The following is a 20107-nucleotide window of genomic DNA, read 5'->3' as shown; positions in this document are numbered from 1 at the left end:
CGCAGCGAAGCGGAGTCCCGCAGTCGCGAACGAAAGGCCAGCGACGTGAGCGCGAGGAACGCAGCGCAGCGGAGTCCCGCAGTCGCGAACGAAAGGCCGGCACGGTGAGTCTCAGCAGCGATTTGGCTCGCGCCCAGGTCAAGGCGGAGACGTTGATCGAGGCGCTGCCCTGGTTGGCGCGCTTCACCGGCTCGACGGTGGTGGTCAAGTACGGCGGCAACGCGATGACCGATCCGGAGTTGCAGCGGGCGTTCGCGGCCGACATGGTCTTCCTGCGCTATGCCGGCCTGAAGCCCGTGGTGGTGCACGGCGGTGGTCCGCAGATCTCCGCGATGCTGGGTCGCCTCGGCATCGCCAGCGAGTTCCGGGGTGGTCTGCGGGTGACCACGGCCGAGGCGATGGACGTGGTCCGGATGGTGCTGGTCGGTCAGGTGGGCCGGGAGCTGGTCGGTCTGATCAACTCGCACGGTCCGTACGCCGTCGGCCTCTCCGGCGAGGACGCCCGGCTGTTCACGGCGGTGCGGCGTCCGGCGTACGTGGACGGGGTGCCGGTCGACGTGGGCCAGGTCGGGGACGTCGAGTCGGTCGACGTGTCAGCGGTGACCGACCTGATCGAGGCCGGCCGGATTCCGGTGATCTCCACGGTGGCGCCGGACGTGGAGGGTGTGCTGCACAACCTCAACGCGGACACCGCCGCCGCGGCGCTGGCCATCGCGTTGCGGGCCCGCAAGCTGGTCGTGCTCACCGACGTGGCCGGCCTGTACGCGGACTGGCCGGACACCACCAGCCTGGTCTCCGAGATCGCCGCGGACGACCTGGCCAAGCTGCTGCCCAGCTTGGAGTCGGGGATGGTGCCGAAGATGGAGGCCTGCCTGCGGGCGGTGCGTGGGGGAGTGCCCGCCGCGCACGTCGTCGACGGCCGGGTGGCGCACTCGACGTTGCTTGAGGTGTTCACCTCGGAAGGGTTCGGAACGATGGTGGTGCCGGGAGACGGGACGGACGCGACATGAGCACGTTGGCGCAGCGGTGGAAGCAGTCCATGATGGACAACTACGGCACACCGCCGATGGCGTTGGTCTCCGGTCACGGTGCCGTCGTGGTCGACGACGCCGGTCGGGAATACCTGGACCTGGTGGGTGGCATCGCTGTCAACGCCCTCGGTCACGCCCACCCGGCGGTGGTGGCGGCGGTGTCGAAGCAGGTCGCGACCCTTGGGCACGTCTCCAACCTCTACGTGGCCGAGCCGCCGGTCGCCCTCGCCGAGCTGCTGTTGGCGCTCGCCGGCCGACCGGGGCGGGTGTTCTTCGCCAACTCGGGTGCGGAGGCGAACGAGGCGGCGTTCAAGCTGTCCCGGCGCACCGGCCGCACCCAGGTGGTGGCCACCAGGGGTGGCTTCCACGGCCGCACCATGGGCGCCCTCGCGCTGACCGGTCAGCCGGCCAAGGCCGATCCGTTCCGGCCGCTGCCCGGCGAGGTGACCCACGTCGACTACGGCGATGTCGCCGCCCTCGACGCGGCCGTCTCCGAGGCCACCGCCATGGTGATCCTGGAACCCGTCCAGGGTGAGAACGGTGTGCTGGTCCCGCCGGCCGGCTATCTCGCCGCGGCCCGTCGGATCACCGCCCGGCACGGCGCGCTGCTGGTCCTCGACGAGGTGCAGACCGGCGTCGGGCGTACCGGGCACTGGTTCGCGCACCAGGCCGAGGGTGTGGAGCCGGACGTGGTCACCCTGGCCAAGGGGCTGGGTGGTGGGCTGCCGATCGGCGCGACGCTGGCCTTCGGCCCCGCCGCGGACCTGCTCACCCCCGGCTCGCACGGCACCACGTTCGGCGGCAACCCGGTCAGTTGCGCGGCGGCGCTCGCCGTGGTGGCGACCATCGCCAACGAGGGCCTGCTCGACAACGTCAAGCGGGTCGGTGAGCGGTTGCGTCGCGGCATCGAGGCGCTGGGCCACCCGCTGATCGGCGAAGTCCGCGGCGCCGGTCTGCTGCTCGGCGTGGCGCTCACCGCGCCGGTCGCCTCGGTGCTGGCCGAGGCGCTGCGGGAGGCCGGTTTCCTGGTCAACCCGGTGCAGCCGGGTGTGATCCGGCTGGCCCCACCGCTGATCCTCACCGCCGCCCAGGCGGACACCTTCCTCGCGGCGCTGCCCGCCGCACTGGACGCGACGGCCCCGGCCGCCGCCGGCGCGCAGAGCGCACCAGCCACAGTGACCACCACGACGGGAACGACTCGATGACCCGGCACTTCCTGCGCGACGACGACCTCTCGCCGGTCGAACAGTCAGCGGTCCTCGACCTGGCGGCGCTGATGAAGGCGGACCGGTTCGGCCACCGGCCGCTGGTCGGCCCCCGCTCGGTGGCGGTGCTCTTCGACAAGCAGAGCCTGCGGACCAGGATCTCGTTCGACGCCGGCATCGCGGAGCTGGGTGGGCACCCCCTGGTGGTGGACACGCAGGTCACCCACTTCGGTCGTGGTGAGTCGCTCGCCGACGCGGGGCGGGTGCTGTCCCGCTACGTCGCGGCGATCGTGCTGCGGACCCACGGTGACGAGCGGATCGCCGAGGTGGCGGCGGGCGCGACGGTGCCGGTGGTCAACGCGCTCACCGACGGTTTCCATCCGTGCCAGCTGCTGGCCGACCTGCTCACCATCCGGGAGCGGTGCGGTGGCACGGCCGGGCGCACCCTGGCGTACGTGGGGGACGGCGCGAACAACATGGCGCAGTCGTACCTGCTGGCCGGGGCGACCGCCGGGATGCACGTGCGGGTCGCCGGCCCGGCCGGGTTCGCGCCGGACGCCGTCGTTGTGGAACGGGCCGGCCAGATCGCCGCGGAGACCGGCGGGTCGGTGCGGGTGCTGACCGACCCGGCCCAGGCGGTACGCGACGCCGACGTGCTGGCCACCGACACCTGGACGTCGATGGGGCAGGAGTCCGACGGGTTGGACCGGATCACCCCGTTCCTGCCGTACCAGGTCAACAAGGAGCTGCTCGGTCAGGCCGCACCGGACGCGATAGTGCTGCACTGCCTGCCCGCACACCGCGGTGAGGAGATCACCGACGAGGTGCTCGACGGGCCGCAGAGCGCGGTCTTCGACCAGGCGGAGAACCGGCTGCACGTGCAGAAGGCGCTGCTGACGTTCCTGCTGGGGGGAACCGCGACGGGAGGCGCCGCGACCGGCGATGCCGCCACCGGGGGCCCGCGATGACCGCGCCGCTGACTCGCGCGGCCCGGCACGCCCGGATCGTGGAGCTGATCCGCGATCGGTCGATCCGGTCGCAGACCGAGCTGGCCGACCTGCTCGCCGCCGACGGGGTCGGCGTCACCCAGGCCACCCTCTCGCGGGACCTGGAGGAGTTGGGCGCGGTCAAGGTGCGCGGTGGCGACGGTCCGGCCGTCTACCTGATCCCCGAGGACGGGCAGCGACCGTTGCGCGACGCCGAGGCCGCGCCGGCCCGGCTGGTACGGCTGCTGCGCGAGCTGCTCAACGGGGTCGACTCCAGCGGCAACATCGCCGTGCTGCGGACACCGCCGGGCGCGGCCCAGTACCTGGCCAGCGCGTTGGACAGGGCGGGCCTGCCCGAGATCGTCGGCACCATCGCCGGCGACGACACCATCCTGGTCGTGGCCCGTGAGGCCGCCGGCGGGGCTGCGCTCGGGGACAAGCTCGCCGGCTGGGCCCGCCGGGACGACACCGCTGAAGGGAACACCACGTCATGACCGAGCGGGTCGTGCTCGCGTACTCCGGCGGGTTGGACACCTCCGTCGCCATTCCGTACCTGTCCGAGCAGACCGGCGCGGAGGTGATCGCTGTCGCTGTCGACGTCGGGCAGGGCGGTGAGGATCTCGACGCCATCCGTCAGCGTGCCCTGGACTGTGGCGCCGCCGAGTCCGAGGTGGTGGACGCGCGCGACGAGTTCGCCGCCGACTACTGCCTGCCGGCGATCCGGGCCAACGCGCTCTACATGGACCGCTACCCCCTGGTGTCGGCGCTGTCCCGGCCGCTGATCGTCAAGCACCTGGTGGCGGCGGCGCGCAAGCACGGCGGCACGATCGTGTCCCATGGCTGCACCGGCAAGGGCAACGACCAGGTCCGGTTCGAGGTGGGCCTGAACGCGCTCGCCCCCGACCTGAAGATCATCGCGCCGGCCCGGGACTTCGCCTGGACCCGGGACAAGGCGATCGCCTTCGCCGAGGAGAAGGGGCTGCCGATCGACGTGTCGGCCAAGTCGCCGTACTCGATCGACCAGAACCTGTGGGGTCGCGCGGTGGAGACCGGCTTCCTGGAGGACATCTGGAACGCCCCCGTCGAGGACCTCTACTCGTACACCTCCGACCCGACCCAGGAGCGCGACCCCGACGAGGTCGTGGTCACCTTCGACGGCGGCGTGCCGGTGGCGATCGACGGTGAGACGGTCACCCCGTACCAGGCGATCCTGGAGCTCAACCGGCGCGCCGGCGCTCAGGGCGTGGGCCGGCTCGACATGGTCGAGGACCGCCTGGTCGGCATCAAGAGCCGGGAGGTGTACGAGGCGCCCGGCGCCATCGCGCTGATCACCGCCCACCAGGAGTTGGAGGCGGTGACAGTCGAGCGGGACCTGGCCCGGTTCAAGAAGGGCGTCGACCAGCGCTGGGGCGAACTCGTCTACGACGGGCTGTGGTTCTCGCCGCTGAAGGCGTCGCTGGACGCGTTCATCGACGACGCGCAGCGGCACGTGAGCGGCGAGGTGCGGATGATCCTGCACGGCGGCCGGGCCACGGTGACCGGCCGGCGCTCCGAGGCGAGCCTCTACGACTTCGGGATGGCCACCTACGACACCGGCGACACCTTCGACCAGTCCCTGGCCAAGGGCTTCGTGCAGCTGTGGGGGCTGCCGAGCCGGATGGCCGCCGCTCGGGACGCCCGGTTGGGCGGTGCCGGACAGTGACAGATGTGAGCGCGAAGACCGAGCAAGCGCGGCGAGCGGGCCCCGCAGTCGCGAGCGAGAGGCAACCAACGCAATGATGGGCGACGTGGACGACAAGAGCCTGACCGAGAACAGCGCCGCCACCAACCGGACCAGCCTCTGGGGTGGCCGGTTCGCGGGTGGCCCCGCCGAGGCGCTCGCCCGACTGTCGGTGAGCGTGCAGTTCGACTGGCGCCTGGCCCCGTACGACATCGCCGGTTCCCGGGCGCACGCCCGGGTCCTGGCCGGCGCCGGCCTGCTCGATCCGGAGGAGCTGGGCCGGATGCTGGCCGCGCTGGACGACCTGGAGGCCGCCTGCGCCTCCGGAACGTTCCGCCCCACCATCGACGACGAGGACGTGCACACCGCGCTGGAGCGCGGCCTGCTGGAGCGTCTCGGCAGCCTCGGTGGCAAGCTGCGCGCCGGCCGGTCCCGCAACGACCAGGTCGCCACCGACCTGCGGCTCTACCTGCGCGACCACGCCCGGGGCGTGGCCAGCCGCCTCGTCGAGCTCGCCGAGGCGCTGGTCGAGCAGGCCGAGCGGCACATCGACACCGCCGCGCCCGGCATGACCCACCTCCAGCACGCCCAGCCGGTCACCTTCGGGCACTGGCTGCTCGCCCACGTGCAGCCGCTGCTGCGTGACCTCGAGCGGCTGCGTGACTGGGACCACCGGGCGGCGATCAGCCCGCTCGGCGCGGGCGCACTGGCCGGTTCCGGGCTCCCACTGGACCCGGTGGCGGTGGCCAAGGAGCTGGGCTTCCGTACGTCGTTCGCCAACTCCATGGACGCCGTCGCCGACCGGGACTTCGTCGCGGAGTTCCTGTTCACCACCGCCCTGATCGGCGTGCACCTGTCCCGACTCGGCGAGGAGGTGGTGCTCTGGACGTCGCACGAGTTCGGCTGGGTGGAGCTGGACGACTCCTTCGCCACCGGCTCGTCGATCATGCCGCAGAAGAAGAACGCGGACATCGCCGAGCTGGCCCGGGGCAAGTCGGGGCGTCTGGTTGGCGGTCTGATGACGGTGCTCACCATGCTCAAGGGCCTGCCGATGACCTACGACCGGGACATGCAGGAGGACAAGGAGCCGGCGTTCGACGCGGTCGACACCCTGGAGCTGCTGCTTCCGGCCCTGGCGGGAATGATCTCCACGATGACGGTGCGGGTGGACCGCCTCGTCGCCGCCGCCCCGGTCGGCTTCTCCCTCGCCACCGAGGTCGCCGACTGGCTGGTCCGACGCAACGTGCCGTTCCGCGACGCGCACGAGATCACCGGTCAGCTGGTGGCGCTCTGCGCGGCTCGGGAGTGCGAGCTGAACGACGTCTCCGACGAGGACCTGGCCGCGATCAGCGGGCACCTCGACCCGTCGGTGCGCGACGTGCTTTCGGTCCGTTCGGCTCTCGCCGCCCGGACCACCCCCGGTTCCACCGGCCCCGGCCCGGTCGCCGACCAGCTCGCCGACGCGGCGGACCGGCTGACCAGCTGGCGGGAGTGGGCTTCCGAGCGGGTCGTTCCGCGCTGAGCTGTGCCGTGGCGTCGGCGCTGGCCGTCGGCGCCACGGCGGTTCAGGCCGTCGGGCGCTCCCGCTTGGGGAGCTTGGCCACCACCATGTCGTACGACGAGTCGACGGCCTCGGTCAGCTCCTCGTCGTCGATTCCGCCGTCCAGGCGCAGCGTGTTCCACCCGGACCGGCCGATGTAGGGCATCACGCTGGCGTCGCCGGGGTGTCGGTGCAGCCACTCGTCGGCCACCTCCCGGGTCGCCCCGCACTTGATGCCGACCGTCGCTTTGCCCTCGGCGCTGCCGAGGAAGGCGAAGATCCGGCCGCCCACCTTCACCACCTCGTCGCCCTCCCACGGTTGGTCCAGCCACGCTCCCGGCTTGGCCAGGCAGTACGCCAGCATCTCCGCGCGCTCCATGGGTGCCTCCTCGTCGTGCGCACAGTGTGCCCGCCCGGACGCCGTCGCAAGCGCGGCGTGCCGATCGTCGTCAGGGGGTCTGCTCGGCCGAGCGGGCGGCGACCCGCTCGTAGCGCTGCCGGGCCGCCTGTGCGCTGCCCAACCCCAGCCCGTACGCGATCGCCTGCCAGGTCAGCCCCCGGTCGCGGGCCAGCGTCAGCAGGCCGGCCTCCAGGGCGTCCAGCTCGGCGCGGACGTGGGGCAGCAGGGTCAGCGCGGCGGTCAGGTCGGCGGCGTCGATCGGCTCCTCCGCGGGTTCGCGCTCGGCCCCGCCGGCGGCCAGCGCGGTGACCAGGGCGACCGCCTCCCACGGGTCGAGCACGTACGGGTGGGCCCACCGGCCCCGCCGCGTGTCGGTGCCGGCGTGCCGCTCGCTGATCCGCTGTAACGCCTCGTGGGTGCGGTGGGCGCGGGCCCGGCCCGGGTCCGGCGCGGTGAAGATGTCCTCGGTCGTCATACCCCGAGCACACCGCATGAACGTCTGATTGTCAACAGATTGTTGAAGCCTGGCGGCACGGGCAATGCCGTGCCGCCAGGCGATCTCTCAGAGCGCCAGGTTGAACTTGCGCTCGTCGTGCATCGGTGTGCAGTACGGGTCACAGGGGTTCGCGGTCAGCACGCCGAACGCGACGCCCGCCGCGAACGGACGCTCGACCGGGACCACAGCGATCCGCACCTGCTGGGTGCCCTCCGCGCAGGTGACCCTCCGAACCGTCGTGCCCGCGCGCATGGTCTGGCCGACCGCCTGCGCGACCTTGACCGTGAGGTCGAAGTCGATGGCCTTCGAGCAGGTCACGGTGACCGGCACGATCGCCGCCGCGCCGTTCGCCTCGATCTTGCCCGTCGCGCCGACCACGAACGAGGTCACTGACGCGTTGTCGGCCTGCGCCGCGGCCCGCAGCGGGACGCTCGCGCTGGCCGACGGTGTGAAGGCCAGGCTCGCTGCTGCCGCGACGAGACCGGTGGCGATCAGTGGTCGCCGGATGCTCCGTACGGTCATGGTGATGTCCTCCCGTGATGTCGTCGCTCCCTGCGACGACATCGGGAACACCCCCGAGCCGACGGTCCGGTTTCGCTGTTCGGCCGGCTGTCCGATGTGCGACGTGAGTCTTGTTCGGGCCGGCGCTCAGTGGTCGGCGCGCCCGGCCGGGTGCCGCGGAGGCGGGATGGGTACCGTCGGGGACATGGCCCTGTCGTCCGGTGATCGCAGCTTCGACACCGACCTGGCGGCGCTGGCGGACCTGCTCGCCGGTCCACTGCTGCCGGCGGCGCGCGGGCTGCTGGGCTGCCGGCTGCACGCCGGCGGGGTCACCGTCCGGATCACCGAGGTCGAGGCGTACGCGGGAAGTGGCGGCGATCCCGCCTCGCACGCCCATCGGGGCCGCACCCCGCGCAACGCAGTCATGTTCGGCCCCGCCGGGTACGCCTACGTCTACTTCACCTACGGCATGCACTGGTGCATGAACGTGGTCACCGGGGTCGAGGGGGAGGCCTCCGCCGTGCTGCTGCGCGCCGGTGAGGTGGTCGACGGGCTGGCCACGGCACGGGAGCGCCGGCCGGCCATCCGGCGGGACGTGGACCTGGCCCGCGGGCCCGCCCGGCTCTGCTCCGCGCTCGGCATCGACCGCGAGGCGTACGGGGCGTACCTGCTCGGCGACGGCCCGGTCCGGCTGCGCCTCCCGGCCCGACCGGTGCCACCGGAGACGGTGGTGGCCGGTCCCCGGGTCGGCGTGACCGGCGCCCACGATCTGCCCTGGCGGTTCTGGCTGGACGCCGACCCTACGGTCAGCGCGTACCGCCGGCACGTGCCGCGCGTCCGCGGCTGAGCGCGTCGTCCGGCGTGTAAGCGGCGGAGCCTGTCGGAGGGTGTGGCCATAATCACCGGACCTGCTCACCGACGGTTCGGAGGACGCCATGGCGACACTGCTCGCGATCGGCACAGCGAAGGGATTGTTCCTTGCCACCAGCACCGACGACCGGCGCAGTTGGGAGATCACCGGTCCGCACTTTCCGATGACCGGTGTCTACGCGGTCGCTGTCGACACCCGTCGTTCCACCCCGCGGCTGCTCGCCGGCATGAGCAGCTCACACTTCGGCCCCAGCGTCGCCACCAGCGACGACCTCGGCGCTTCCTGGGACGAGCCCGACGAGGCGCCGGTCGCGTTTCCGGCCGACACCGGCGTCTCCCTCGGCCGGGTCTGGCAGTTGGTGCCGGCCGGCCCCGACGAGCCGGACGTTGTCTGGGCCGGCACCGAGCCCTCGGCGTTGTTCAGGTCCACCGACGGTGGTCGCAGCTTCGAGTTGGTCCGTTCCCTCTGGGATCACCCGCACCGCCCACAGTGGGAGGCCGGCTTCGGTGGTCAGGCCGTGCACACGGTGCTGCCCCACCCGCGTGACCCGGCTCGGCTGCTGGTCGCGATGTCCACCGGCGGGGTCTACCGCTCGGAGGACGCCGGGGCGAGTTGGGCGCCGGGCAACACCGGCATCCGCGCCTACTTCATGCCCGACGAGTGGCCGGAGTTCGGTCAGTGCGTGCACAAGGTCGCCCGGGACGCCGGCAACCCCGAGCGGCTGTACGCGCAGAACCACCACGGCGTCTACCGCTCCGACGACGACGGCCGCACCTGGTCCTCGATCGCCGACGGGCTGCCCAGCGACTTCGGCTTCCCGATGGTGGCCCACCCCGGGCGTGGCGGCACGGTGTGGACCTTCCCGTTGGTGGCCGACGGCGAGCGGTTCCCGACCGACCACCGCTGTCGGGTGTTCCGCTCGGTCGACGCCGGCGGCAAGTGGGAGCCGCTGTCGGTGGGGCTGCCCGAGGGGCCGTTCTATCCGGCGGTGCTGCGCGACGCGATGTGCGCCGACGACTCCACCCCCGGTGGGGTCTACTTCGGCACCCGCTCCGGCTCGGTCTTCGCCAGCCGCGACGAGGGCGACTCCTGGTCGACTGTCGCGGCGCACCTGCCCGACGTGCTCTGCGTTCGGGCAGCGGAGGTCTGAGCGTGGTGACCGTGCTGCTGCCCGGCCCGCTGCGCGGCGAGGCCGGGGGCGCGAGTCGGCTGAACGTCACCGCCGCCGGGACGCTGCGGGCGGTCCTCGACGAGATGGCCGTCGCGCACCCCCGGCTGGCTCGGCGCATCCGCGACGAGCGCGGCGAGCTGCGCCGCTACGTCAACGTCTTCGTCGACGGGGAAGACTGCCGGCACTCCGGCGGTCTGGCCACCCCGGTCGAGGACGGCGCGGAGGTGCAGGTGCTGCCCTCGGTGGCGGGCGGCTGACCGGGCCGACACCGAGGGGATTCCGACCCGCTGTCCGGTTGCGGGGGTGACCGGCGCCACTGCGAGACGTCCCGCCGCCGGAATAGTTGCGTCGTCAAATAAGTTGAGAGCTGCGTCCGGGTACCACGACGGCACCCGGTTGACACGCGAGGAGCTGGTCATGCAGTTCGGAATCTTCACCGTCGGTGACGTCACCGTCGATCCGACCACCGGGCGGGAGCCGACCGAGCATGAGCGGATCAAGGCGATGGTCGCGATCGCGTTGAAGGCCGAGGAGGTCGGCCTGGACGTCTTCGCCACCGGCGAGCACCACAACCCGCCGTTCGTGCCGTCGTCGCCGACCACCATGCTCGGCTACATCGCGGCGCGTACCGAGCGGCTGCTGCTGTCCACCGCGACCACCCTGATCACCACCAACGACCCGGTGAAGATCGCCGAGGACTACGCGATGCTCCAGCACCTCTCCGACGGCCGGGTGGACCTGATGATGGGTCGCGGCAACACCGGCCCGGTCTACCCGTGGTTCGGCAAGGACATCCGCGCCGGCATCCCCCTGGCCGTCGAGAACTACGACCTGCTGCACCGGCTGTGGCGCGAGGACGTGGTCGACTGGAAGGGCAAGTACCGCACCCCGCTGCAGTCGTTCACCTCGACGCCGCGCCCGCTGGACGGGGTGCCCCCGTTCGTCTGGCACGGCTCGATCCGCAGCCCGGAGATCGCCGAGCAGGCCGCGTACTACGGTGACGGCTTCTTCGCCAACCACATCTTCTGGCCCAAGGAGCACACCCAGCGGATGATCGCGCTCTACCGCCAGCGGTACGCGCACTACGGCCACGGCTCCGCCGACCAGGCCATCGTCGGCCTCGGTGGGCAGGTGTTCATGCGGCGCAACTCGCAGGACGCGGTTCGGGAGTTCCGGCCCTACTTCGACAACGCCCCGGTCTACGGGCACGGGCCGTCGCTGGAGGAGTTCACTCGGGAGACCCCGCTGACAGTGGGTAGCCCGCAGCAGGTCATCGACCGCACGCTCGGCTTCCGGGATTACGTCGGTGACTACCAGCGGCAGCTGTTCCTGATGGACCACGCCGGCCTGCCGCTGAAGACCGTCCTGGAGCAGCTCGACCTGCTCGGCGAGGAGGTCGTGCCGGTGCTGCGCAAGGAGTTCGCGGCGCTGCGTCCGGCGCACGTGCCGGCGGCGCCGACGCACGCCTCGCTGGTCGCCGCCGCGGGCGGTGCGAAGGACAGCACCGTGCACGCCGTCGACGACGTGACGGGCAAGGCGCCGGAGGGGGCGACCCGATGACCCGCCGCACCCTGGCCGTGGTCTCGGCGGGGCTGAGTCAGCCCTCGTCGACCCGGCTGCTCGCCGACCAGCTCGCCGCGGCCACCCGCGACGAGTTGGTCCGGCGCGGCTCCGACGTGGAGCTGCACGTCGTCGACCTGCGCGAGTACGCCCACGACGTGGTGAACAACATGCTCACCGGGTTCGCGCCGGCGGCGCTGCGCGAGGTCATCGACACGGTGACCGGGGCGGACGGGCTCATCGCCGTCACCCCGATCTTCAGCGCCTCGTACAACGGGCTGTTCAAGTCCTTCTTCGACGTGCTGGATTCCGAGTCGCTGGTCGACCGGCCGGTGCTGATCGGCGCGACCGGCGGCACCGCCCGGCATTCGCTGGCTCTGGAGCATGCCGTCCGCCCGATGTTCGCCTACCTTCGGTCGGTGGTCGTCCCGACCGCGGTCTTCGCCGCCCCGGAGGACTGGTCCGACGGCACCGCCGATGGCGCGTTGCGCGCGCGGATCCGGCGCGCCGCCGGGGAGTTGGCCGACCAGATCGAGCGCCGGCCACCGGCCACCGGGCCGGCCGACCCGTTCGCCCTCACCACCGACTTCCTGCAGATGCTCGGGCGAGGCGACGGCGGCGCGCCGGTCAGCTGACCGGGTGGGCGACCAGCACCGGGCAGTGCGCGTGCTGGATCGCCGCCTGACTGACCGACCCGAGCAACAGCCCGGTGAACCCGGCCCGGCCCCGGGTGCCCACGACCAGCAGCGACGCCGTGCCGCTGGCCTCGATGAGCCCCTGGGCCGCGCCGGCCGCCCGCACCGGATGCTCCCGCACCACCAGGTCAGGGTGTTCGGCGCGCACCACGGCGGAGGCGTCGGCCAGGAGCCGCACCGCCTCCGCCTGGTACGCGGCCTGCGACTCCTCGATCTCCTCCGGCACGGTCCGGTCCCCGTCCGGAGGACCGACGTGCGCCAGCACCAGCGGCACGTCCCGCAGCGCCGCCTCGTCGGCGCCCACGCCCACGGCGAGCCTTGACGACTCGGACCCGTCCACGCCGACCAGCACCGGGCCGTCCACCGGGATCGGCTGCTCGTCCGGGCGGACCACCAGCACGGGGCAGTGGGCGTGCGCGGCGACCTGCGCGCCGACCGAGCCGAGCAGCAGCCCGGTGAACCCGCCCAGGCCACGGCTGCCCACCACGACCAGTTCCGCCCGGCGGGACTCCTCGATCATGGTGGCTCCCGGGCCCCCGAGGACCTGACGCACCTCGACGGCGAGGCCCGGCCACCGGCCGGTCAGCTCGGCCGCCGTGCGCTCCAACATCTGCTGCGCCTCCTCGGAGGGCGCCGGCACCCCGAGGTCGTACGGGTTGAGCGGCACGCCGTAACCGGACGGATGCAGGTAGCCGTGCACCAGGAGCAGCGGTCGGGACCGGAGCACGGCGGCCCGCGCCGCGTGTTCGGCGGCGACAAGGCTGGACGGCGAGCCGTCCACGCCCACCACGACAGGTCGGTTCATCGGCGCTCCCTGGGTCGGTCAGGTCATTGTCGACCCGCCGGGCGTGCCGGAAGGGCCGGACGCGCCGGTCTCGGCGGCGGGTCGATTCGCACTTGCACGTAAGTACGTATGTTCGTAGTATCGTCGCATGAACACCGTGGAAGATCGACTCGCCGCGCTGGAGGCACAGGTTGCCGCGTTGAGCGAACGGCTCGCCGCCGCGCCGCCACCACCACCCGCGCCCGAGGGCACCTTCTGGGCGCTCGACGGCCTCAAACAGCGCCTGCCATCCGACGGGTCGGGTGCGGTGCTCTACACCGGCACCGTCCGCCTCGCCGGCCAGCACTACGACTGGCAGTACGGCCGCACCGTCGACGACCTGCTCGCCGCCGACTGGGAGGAGCTGCCCGGCACCCTCTCCGCGTTGGCCCACCCGGTGCGGCTGCGGCTACTGCGCGAGATCCTCGGCGGCCGGCAGAGCACCAGCGAGCTGGCCGAGATCGAGGAGTTGGGCACCACCGGCCAACTGCACCACCACCTGCGCCAGATCACCGCCGCCGGTTGGCTGCGCAGCGCCGGCCGAGGCCGGTACGAGGTCCCCGCCGAACGCGTGGTGCCGCTGCTGGCCATCCTCACCGCCGCCGGCCGCTGACCAGACGCCGGCTCGGCCACCCATCCGATCACCACACGAAGGAACCACAATGCGCCGGACGACCGTCACCGTCCTCCTCGTCGCGCTGATCGCCGGCCTGGTCGGAGTGGCGTTGATGCCCCGGGTGCCCCGACTCGGCCCCCAGACCACCGGCGATCACGACCTGGCCGCTGCCGCCCGCTCGGCCACGCCCGACCCTTCGGGGCACCGCGGGCTCGCCGTCGCCCTGGTCGAGAACGGCCGGATCCGCACCGCCGGACTGGGTGACCGGGGCCTCGACGCTCGACCCGTGGAACCCGGCACCCCGTTCGAGATCGGCTCGGTCACCAAGGCGCTCACCGGCATGCTCCTCGCCGACCAGGTCGCCGCCGGTGTCGTCGGCCCCGACGACCGCCTCGGCGCCACCTGGCCCGAGGTCACCGGCCCCGCCCGCGACGTCACACTCGCCGAACTCGCCAGCCACCGCGCCGGCCTGCCCCGGCTCGCACCCGGCTCCCCGCTGGGGTGGGCGCGCATCCTCTGGTCCAACGTCTCCGGCGGAAACCCCTACGCCGGGCAGGGCGTCGACGCCATCCACAGCGCCACCGACCGGGTCCGCACCGACGACGACGAGCGCGGCGAGGTCCACTACTCCAACCTCGGGCCGTCGGTGCTCGGCCACGCGCTCGCCGCGAAGGCCGGCGTCGCGTACCCCGAGCTGCTGCACGACCGGCTGCTACGGCCGCTCGGCATGACGGCCACCGTCGTCGCCACCCGCGACGACGACCTGCCGGCCGATCGCGCCCAGGGCAGCCGGGCGGGCGGCCGACCGCTCGATCCGTGGGCGGGAGCCGGTTACGCGCCGGCCGGCGCCGGCCCCTGGTCCACGGCCCAGGACCTCGGCCGGCTGCTCGCCGCGACCCTCGCCGGCACCGCACCAGGTGCCGACGCCGCCACCGCGCGCTTCCGCGAGGACGACGACACCCACATCGGGTACGGCTGGTTCACCACCCGGCACGGCGATCGCGAGGTGGTCTGGCAAAACGGCGCCACCGGCGGATTCCGGTCCTACGTCGGCCTCGAGCGGGCAACCGGCCGGGCGGTGGTGGTGCTCGGCAACACCGACAAGGGCGTCGAGCCGATCGGGCTGCGGCTGCTCGGGGTGCCGCCGAAGGAGGCCGACTCGGCGACGTCGATGGTGCTGCCGTGGATCGGCGCCGGCCTCGCGGTTGTCCTCACCTTCCTCGGCGGCCTCTCCCTGCTCGGCACCGCCCGCCGTCGCCAACTGGACCAGGTGACGCTGCTGGCGGCGGCGGTCTGGGCGTTCGCCTACCTCGGGCTGGGGCACCGGATGGGGGACTGGTCGATGGTGCCGGCCTGGCTGTGGCCGCTCGGCGCCGGCCTGTCGGCGGCGGGGGTGGCCCTGGCGGCGACCCGGTGGCGCGCCCTGCCGGTGGTCGACGCGCGGGTGCCGTGGCGTCGACTGCTGTCGGTGGCGAGCTCCGTGGGCGCCGCCGTACTGGCGGTCGTAGCCGTCGCCGGCTGACTCCGCGCCACCGCCTCGCGTCACAGCCTCGCGTCACAGCCGTTGCGTACCCTCGGCCGATGACCTCCGATCTGCTGCTGCGTCCGGTCCGTGAGGACGACCTCGTCGAGTTCTTCCTGCACCAGCAGGACCCGGAGGCCAACCGGATGGCAGCTTTCGGCCCCAAGGACCCGACCGACCGGCGGGAGTTCGCCGCACACTGGGCCCGGGTGCTCACCAACCCGGCGAACCTGGTCCGCACCGCCGAGGTCGACGGCGAGGTGGTCGGCTACGTGAGCGCCTGGCCGGCCGAGGGGCAGACCGAGGTCAGCTACTGGATCGACAGGGCGCGCTGGGGTCGGGGCCACGCCACGGCGGCCCTGGCCGCCCTGCTGCGCGAGCTGCCCAGGCCGGTGCACGCCCGCGCCGCCAAGGACAACACCGCCTCCCTCGCGGTGCTCCGCAAGTGCGGCTTCGTGGTGGTCGGCGAAGACTCGGGGTACGCCAACGGCCGCGGCGAAGACGTCGAGGAGTGGCTGCTGGAGCTGCCCGCCGACGGCCCTGACCTGGGCGGGCACTAGTCTCGCGGCGTGAACTGGTTGGATCTCGTCGGCTGGGCCGGCTCCGCGGTGCTGGTCTGGTCGCTGCTGCAGTCGCGCATCCTGCGGTTGCGGGCGCTCAACCTCATCGGTTGCTTCGTGCTGATCGGCTACAACGCCGCGATCGAGGTCTGGCCCGGCGTCGGGCTCAACGTCGTGCTCGCGGTGATCAACATCTGGTACCTGCGCGGCATGCTCGCCACCCGGCACGACGAGAAGACCTACCAGGTGGTGGAGGTCGGCGTCGGCGACCAGTTCCTCGCGCACACGCTGCGGGTGCACGCCGCCGACATCGCCCGGTTCAACCCCGGCTTCCACTGGGACCCGGACGCGTCGGGGCGCTCGGCGTTCCTCGTGGTCACGGCCGACGAGGTGGTCGGCGTGGTCCTGTCGCACGCCGAGGCGCCCGGCGTCGCCCAGATCGACCTGGACTACGTGACCCCGAAGTTCCGCGACTTCACCCCGGGTGAGTTCGTCTACCGGCGCAGCCACCTGTTCACCGAAAGGGGCTTCCACCGGGTGGTCAGCCCGCCCCGGATGGTGGCTCCGTACTACCACCGGCTCGGCTTCCGCCCAGAGGGTGACTCGTACGTCCTCGACCTGCCGGCGTCACCGACGCCCCAGTCGGCCTAACTCACCGTCGCTCCGGCCGGCGTTGCGTCACCGACGCCCCGGCCGGCGTTGCGTAACCGTCATCCGATTCGGGGCTGCGTCACCGTCGCCCCATCCGGCGTAGCCTCACCTCGTCCGATTCGGCGTAGCCTCGCCGGGGCAGGATTCGGCCGGCACCGGACGGGGCAAAGACACGCCTACGCCGGGCGGGCTCGCCGACCGGCGGGTGCCGCGCGTAGCGGCCGGTGCCACCACCACGAGGGAGCGAACCGGGCGTGCAGAGCTACGGGAGCCAACTGGCCCTGGTCGGAGTCCTGGTCGTGATCAACGCGCTCTTCGCGGGCAGCGAGATGGCGTTGGTGTCGCTGCGAGACAGCCAGATCCAGCGGCTGGAGCGCACCAGTCGGGCCGGGCGGGTGCTGGCCCGGCTCGCCAAGGACCCGAACCGCTTCCTGGCCACCATCCAGATCGGCATCACCCTCGCCGGCTTCCTGGCCTCCGCCGCCGCGGCGGTCTCGCTGGCCAAACCCCTGGTGCCGCTGCTCGGCATGTTCGGCGGCGGCGCCGAGACGGTGGCGATCGTGGCGGTCACCCTCGCGCTGACCTTCGTCACCCTGGTCTTCGGTGAGCTGGCGCCCAAGCGGATCGCCATGCAGTCCGCCGAGCGGTGGGCGCTGCTGGTGGCCCGTCCGCTCGACCTGCTCGCCAGCCTCACCCGGCCGGCCGTCTGGGCGCTCGGCGCCACCAGCGACATCGTGGTCCGCCTGGTCGGGCTCAACCCCAAACACCAGCCGGAGGAGATCGGCCCGGACGAGCTGCGCGACATCGTCGCCGGCAACCACGGCTTCACCAAGGAACAGCGCACCATCATCGCGGGTGCCGTGGAGATCGCCGACCGGCGGTTGCGGGCTGTCCTCGTACCCCGGTTGCAGGTCTTCACGCTCGACAGCGGGACCACCGCGGAGGCCGCGCGGCTCGTGCTGGCCGCCACCGGGCACTCCCGGGCTCCGGTCGTGCGCCACGGCGGTCTCGACGACACGGCCGGAGTGATCCACCTGCGCGACCTGGTGGGAGTGCCCGACGACCGCCCGGTGGACGAGATCGCCCGACCGCCGATGCTGCTGCCCGACTCGCTACCGGTCGTGGACGCGCTGCGCCAGTTCAAGGCCGAGCGTCAGCACATCGCGCTCGTCGTGGACGAGCGCGGCGCCGTCGACGGCATCGTGACGCTGGAGGACATCCTCGAGGAGATCGTCGGCGAGATCTACGACGAGACCGACCGGGATGTGCGCTCGGTGCGGCGCGACCCCGACGGTGCGCTGCTGCTGCCCGGCACCTTCCCGGTGCACGACCTGCCGGACATCGGCGTCGAGCTGCCGTCGCGTCCGGCCGGTGACTACACCACAGTCGCCGGGCTGGTGCTGACCCGACTCGGGCACATCCCGACCGTCGCCGGGGAGGACGTCACGCTCGACGGTTGGGTGCTGGTGGTGGCCGGCATCGACCACCGAGCGATCACCGAGGTACGGCTCAGCCGCGTACCCGATGAAGCCGACGGCGACGGCGACACCGACACCGACCAGGCCGCGGAGCCGATGTTGGACGAGGCCCGCAGCTGACCGGCCTGGCGAAAGCCGTCGCTCAGGCGGGCGTGAGGTTCTGCAGCCGGACCTGACCACGGGCGACCAGCCGCTCGTCGGCGTCGGTGATCTCCACCTGCCAGAGCTGCTGGCTGCGGCCCCGGTGCACCGGCGTGCCGACAGCGGTCAGCTCGCCGTCCCGGACGGCCCGCAGGAAATCGGTCTGGTTCGACACCCCGACCACGGTGCCCCGGTCGGCCAGCCAGAGGGAGCCACCCACGCTGGCCGCGGTCTCCACGACCGAGCAGTACACCCCGCCGTGCTGGATGCCGGACGGCTGGTGCAGCTCCGGGCGGACCCGCCAGCTGATGACCACCCGGTCGGCGCTGGCCTCCTCGAACTTGAGGCCGAGCAGGGCGACGAAACCGCCCGTCAGATCCGGAATCTCCATGGCAAAGCCCTCCTCGATCAACGGGCGCAAGCCTAGCCGGGGCGGGTTGCGACAAACCCGGTACGGGTTGGTGCCGGCGATGGGGGAGAATCGGTGACCGTGACCGACAGCAACTCTCCGCCGCCCGGGCGGGACTCCCTGACCGACGACCTGCTCTGGCGTGGCCTGATACAGGACTCGACCGGCCTCGACGAGCTGCGCGAGCTGCTCGACGGTGGAGCGGCCGCAACCTATTACGTCGGCTTCGACCCCACGGCCCCGAGCCTGCACGTCGGCAACCTCATGCAGGTCCTCATGGCCCGCCGGCTGCAACTCGCCGGTCACCGCCCGTTGTTGCTGGTCGGCGGGGCGACCGGGCAGATCGGTGACCCGAAGGAGAGCGCCGAGCGGACCCTCAACCCCCTCGACGTGATCGCCGGCTGGGTCGAGCGCATCCGTGACCAGCTGGCGCCGTTCGTGTCGTACTCCGGCGAGAACGCGGCCCAGTTGGTCAACAACCTGGAGTGGACCGGCGAGATGTCGATCGTCGAGTTCCTGCGCGACGTGGGCAAGCACTTCCCGGTGAACAAGATGCTCGCGCGGGAGGTGGTGCGCGCCCGCCTGGAGACCGGCATCAGCTTCACCGAGTTCAGCTACCAGCTCTTGCAGGCCAACGACTTCTTCGAGCTGCACCGCCGGCACGGCTGTCAGCTCCAGTTCGGCGGCTCCGATCAGTGGGGCAACATCACCGCCGGCGTCGACTACGTCCGCCGACGGGGCGCCGGGCCGGTGCAGGCGTTCACCACGCCGCTCGTCACCAAGTCCGACGGCACGAAGTTCGGCAAGACCGAGGGCGGTGCCGTCTGGCTCGACCCCACGATGACCAGCCCGTACGCCTTCTACCAGTTCTGGCTCAACGTCGAGGACCAGGAGGTCGACCGCTACCTGCGGTACTTCAGCTTCCGCACCCGCGACGAGCTGGAAGAGCTGGCCAAGGCCACCGCCGAACGACCGGCGGCGCGCCTGGCGCAGCGGGCGCTCGCCGAGGAACTGACCACCCTGGTGCACGGCGCCGACGAGACCCGACAGGCGATCGCCGCCAGTCAGGCGCTCTTCGGCCGCGGATCGTTGGACGAGCTGGCGCCGGAGACTCTGCGCGCGGCCCTGACCGAGGCGGGTCTCGTACGCCTCACCGGCGAATTGCCGGATGTGGCGGGTCTGCTGCGGGACTCCGGTCTGGTGAGTGGCCTCAAGGAGGCCCGGCGGGTGATCGCCGAAGGCGGGGCCTACGTCAACAACAACCGGGTGACCGCTGTGGACGCCACGGTGTCTCCGGCCGACCTGCTGCACGGGCGATACCTGGTGCTGCGCCGGGGGAAGCGTTCGTTCGCGGGCGTTGAGCTGGGTGAATAGCCACCTGTCGACGATGTGACGGGGGACGCGTCCGGCGGATTTGACGATCATCCCGCCGGACGCGTAACTTTCTCTCTGCCAGCGCGGAACGGACGAAACAGGCGAAAGCCTGAAGCGGCCGGAGCGCCGGCCAACGGCCTGGGGGTCGGGTGGGCACGCCCACCGGAGCCCCAACCGGGAGGTGCCGCCAGAAACGCCGCGAGGCGGATTTGGCGCCGTGAAACCGACCGGGTATGGTTACGAACCGGCAGGGCACCGGGCGGGTCGCGAGAAATCGCGACGGCCGGCCTGCCGAATCCATGACGAGAGCGGCGCAAGCCGGTTGCGACATGGTGCCCGCGTTATCGGGTTGAAGCA

The 20107-nt window shown here is 72.3% G+C and carries 22 protein-coding genes; 17 read left to right on the top strand and 5 right to left on the bottom strand.

Features of this window, described 5'->3' with window-relative positions; translation table 11 throughout:
* Positions 1-104: 104 nt before the first annotated feature.
* The 6 genes from argB (at position 105) to argH (ending at position 6464) form a co-directional block, all read left to right on the top strand.
* The gene (gene argB / locus NIE111_RS24865) at positions 105-1010 is read left to right on the top strand and encodes an acetylglutamate kinase (protein WP_091402003.1); all 906 of its coding nucleotides are present in this window, start codon (positions 105-107) and stop codon (positions 1008-1010) included.
* The gene (locus tag NIE111_RS24860; RefSeq protein ID WP_238686759.1) at positions 1007-2236 is read left to right on the top strand and encodes an acetylornithine transaminase; all 1230 of its coding nucleotides are present in this window, start codon (positions 1007-1009) and stop codon (positions 2234-2236) included. The genes argB and NIE111_RS24860 overlap by 4 nt, the downstream gene beginning before the upstream one ends.
* Positions 2233-3204, top strand: coding sequence for an ornithine carbamoyltransferase (argF, locus tag NIE111_RS24855; RefSeq protein WP_238686758.1), 972 nt, complete (start codon positions 2233-2235; stop codon positions 3202-3204). The genes NIE111_RS24860 and argF overlap by 4 nt, the downstream gene beginning before the upstream one ends.
* Positions 3201-3716: an arginine repressor gene (locus tag NIE111_RS24850; RefSeq protein ID WP_238686757.1), complete on the top strand. Its 516-nt coding sequence runs from the start codon at positions 3201-3203 to the stop codon at positions 3714-3716. The genes argF and NIE111_RS24850 overlap by 4 nt, the downstream gene beginning before the upstream one ends.
* Positions 3713-4924: an argininosuccinate synthase gene (locus NIE111_RS24845; protein WP_238686756.1), complete on the top strand. Its 1212-nt coding sequence runs from the start codon at positions 3713-3715 to the stop codon at positions 4922-4924. Before NIE111_RS24850 ends, NIE111_RS24845 begins: the two co-directional genes overlap by 4 nt.
* A gap of 76 nt (positions 4925-5000) precedes the next feature.
* Positions 5001-6464: an argininosuccinate lyase gene (argH, locus tag NIE111_RS24840; protein ID WP_238686755.1), complete on the top strand. Its 1464-nt coding sequence runs from the start codon at positions 5001-5003 to the stop codon at positions 6462-6464.
* 43 nt (positions 6465-6507) lie between these two features.
* On the opposite strand, the gene NIE111_RS24835 is transcribed toward argH, so the two are convergent.
* From NIE111_RS24835 to NIE111_RS24825, 3 genes are all read right to left on the bottom strand, one after another.
* Entirely contained in the window at positions 6508-6861 is a 354-nt protein-coding gene (locus tag NIE111_RS24835; protein WP_238686754.1) for an MmcQ/YjbR family DNA-binding protein, read from the bottom strand.
* 70 nt (positions 6862-6931) lie between these two features.
* Positions 6932-7357, bottom strand: coding sequence for a DNA-binding protein (locus NIE111_RS24830; protein ID WP_210786251.1), 426 nt, complete (start codon positions 7355-7357; stop codon positions 6932-6934).
* An 87-nt stretch (positions 7358-7444) separates the two neighbouring features.
* Complete coding sequence (locus NIE111_RS24825; RefSeq protein ID WP_238686753.1) at positions 7445-7900, bottom strand: hypothetical protein; 456 nt, start codon at positions 7898-7900, stop codon at positions 7445-7447.
* Positions 7901-8084: 184 nt separating this feature from the next.
* Between NIE111_RS24825 and NIE111_RS24820 the strand changes: the two genes are divergently transcribed.
* From NIE111_RS24820 to NIE111_RS24800, 5 genes are all read left to right on the top strand, one after another.
* Positions 8085-8726, top strand: coding sequence for a DNA-3-methyladenine glycosylase (locus NIE111_RS24820; RefSeq protein ID WP_238686752.1), 642 nt, complete (start codon positions 8085-8087; stop codon positions 8724-8726).
* A gap of 88 nt (positions 8727-8814) precedes the next feature.
* On the top strand, positions 8815-9900 hold the full coding sequence (locus NIE111_RS24815; protein WP_238686751.1) for a WD40/YVTN/BNR-like repeat-containing protein: 1086 nt from the start codon (positions 8815-8817) through the stop codon (positions 9898-9900).
* Positions 9901-9902: 2 nt separating this feature from the next.
* Positions 9903-10178 carry a ubiquitin-like small modifier protein 1 gene (locus NIE111_RS24810; protein ID WP_196922357.1) on the top strand — a complete coding sequence of 92 codons (276 nt, stop codon included), beginning with the start codon at positions 9903-9905 and terminating at the stop codon, positions 10176-10178.
* A gap of 160 nt (positions 10179-10338) precedes the next feature.
* Complete coding sequence (locus NIE111_RS24805; RefSeq protein WP_238686750.1) at positions 10339-11481, top strand: LLM class flavin-dependent oxidoreductase; 1143 nt, start codon at positions 10339-10341, stop codon at positions 11479-11481.
* Positions 11478-12116 carry an FMN reductase gene (locus NIE111_RS24800; protein WP_238686749.1) on the top strand — a complete coding sequence of 213 codons (639 nt, stop codon included), beginning with the start codon at positions 11478-11480 and terminating at the stop codon, positions 12114-12116. The genes NIE111_RS24805 and NIE111_RS24800 overlap by 4 nt, the downstream gene beginning before the upstream one ends.
* Here NIE111_RS24800 and NIE111_RS24795 read toward each other — a convergent pair.
* Complete coding sequence (locus NIE111_RS24795) at positions 12109-12981, bottom strand: universal stress protein (RefSeq protein ID WP_238686748.1); 873 nt, start codon at positions 12979-12981, stop codon at positions 12109-12111. The two genes, NIE111_RS24800 and NIE111_RS24795, sit on opposite strands and share 8 nt — an antisense overlap.
* Before the next feature lie 127 nt (positions 12982-13108).
* On the opposite strand from NIE111_RS24795, the gene NIE111_RS24790 reads away from it, so the two are divergent.
* From NIE111_RS24790 to NIE111_RS24770, 5 genes are all read left to right on the top strand, one after another.
* Positions 13109-13612, top strand: coding sequence for an ArsR/SmtB family transcription factor (locus NIE111_RS24790; RefSeq protein WP_238686747.1), 504 nt, complete (start codon positions 13109-13111; stop codon positions 13610-13612).
* A 49-nt stretch (positions 13613-13661) separates the two neighbouring features.
* Positions 13662-15137, top strand: a complete 1476-nt coding sequence (locus tag NIE111_RS24785) for a serine hydrolase domain-containing protein (RefSeq protein ID WP_238686746.1) — start codon at positions 13662-13664, stop codon at positions 15135-15137.
* 59 nt (positions 15138-15196) lie between these two features.
* Positions 15197-15697: a GNAT family N-acetyltransferase gene (locus tag NIE111_RS24780; protein ID WP_238686745.1), complete on the top strand. Its 501-nt coding sequence runs from the start codon at positions 15197-15199 to the stop codon at positions 15695-15697.
* A gap of 9 nt (positions 15698-15706) precedes the next feature.
* Entirely contained in the window at positions 15707-16348 is a 642-nt protein-coding gene (locus NIE111_RS24775) for a YgjV family protein (protein WP_238686744.1), read from the top strand.
* 254 nt (positions 16349-16602) lie between these two features.
* Positions 16603-17946, top strand: coding sequence for a hemolysin family protein (locus NIE111_RS24770; protein ID WP_238686743.1), 1344 nt, complete (start codon positions 16603-16605; stop codon positions 17944-17946).
* 22 nt (positions 17947-17968) lie between these two features.
* Here the strand turns inward: NIE111_RS24770 and NIE111_RS24765 are convergent, their stop codons facing one another.
* Entirely contained in the window at positions 17969-18358 is a 390-nt protein-coding gene (locus tag NIE111_RS24765; protein ID WP_238686742.1) for a PaaI family thioesterase, read from the bottom strand.
* A gap of 99 nt (positions 18359-18457) precedes the next feature.
* On the opposite strand from NIE111_RS24765, the gene tyrS reads away from it, so the two are divergent.
* Positions 18458-19750, top strand: a complete 1293-nt coding sequence (gene tyrS / locus NIE111_RS24760) for a tyrosine--tRNA ligase (protein ID WP_238686782.1) — start codon at positions 18458-18460, stop codon at positions 19748-19750.
* Positions 19751-20107: the final 357 nt, after the last annotated feature.

The organism is Micromonospora hortensis (genome assembly GCF_022230935.1).
In the GTDB taxonomy this organism is placed as follows: Bacteria; Actinomycetota; Actinomycetes; order Mycobacteriales; family Micromonosporaceae; genus Micromonospora; species Micromonospora hortensis.
Note: the sequence above shows the minus strand (reverse complement) of the source record. Positions and strands in the feature narration are given on the sequence as shown.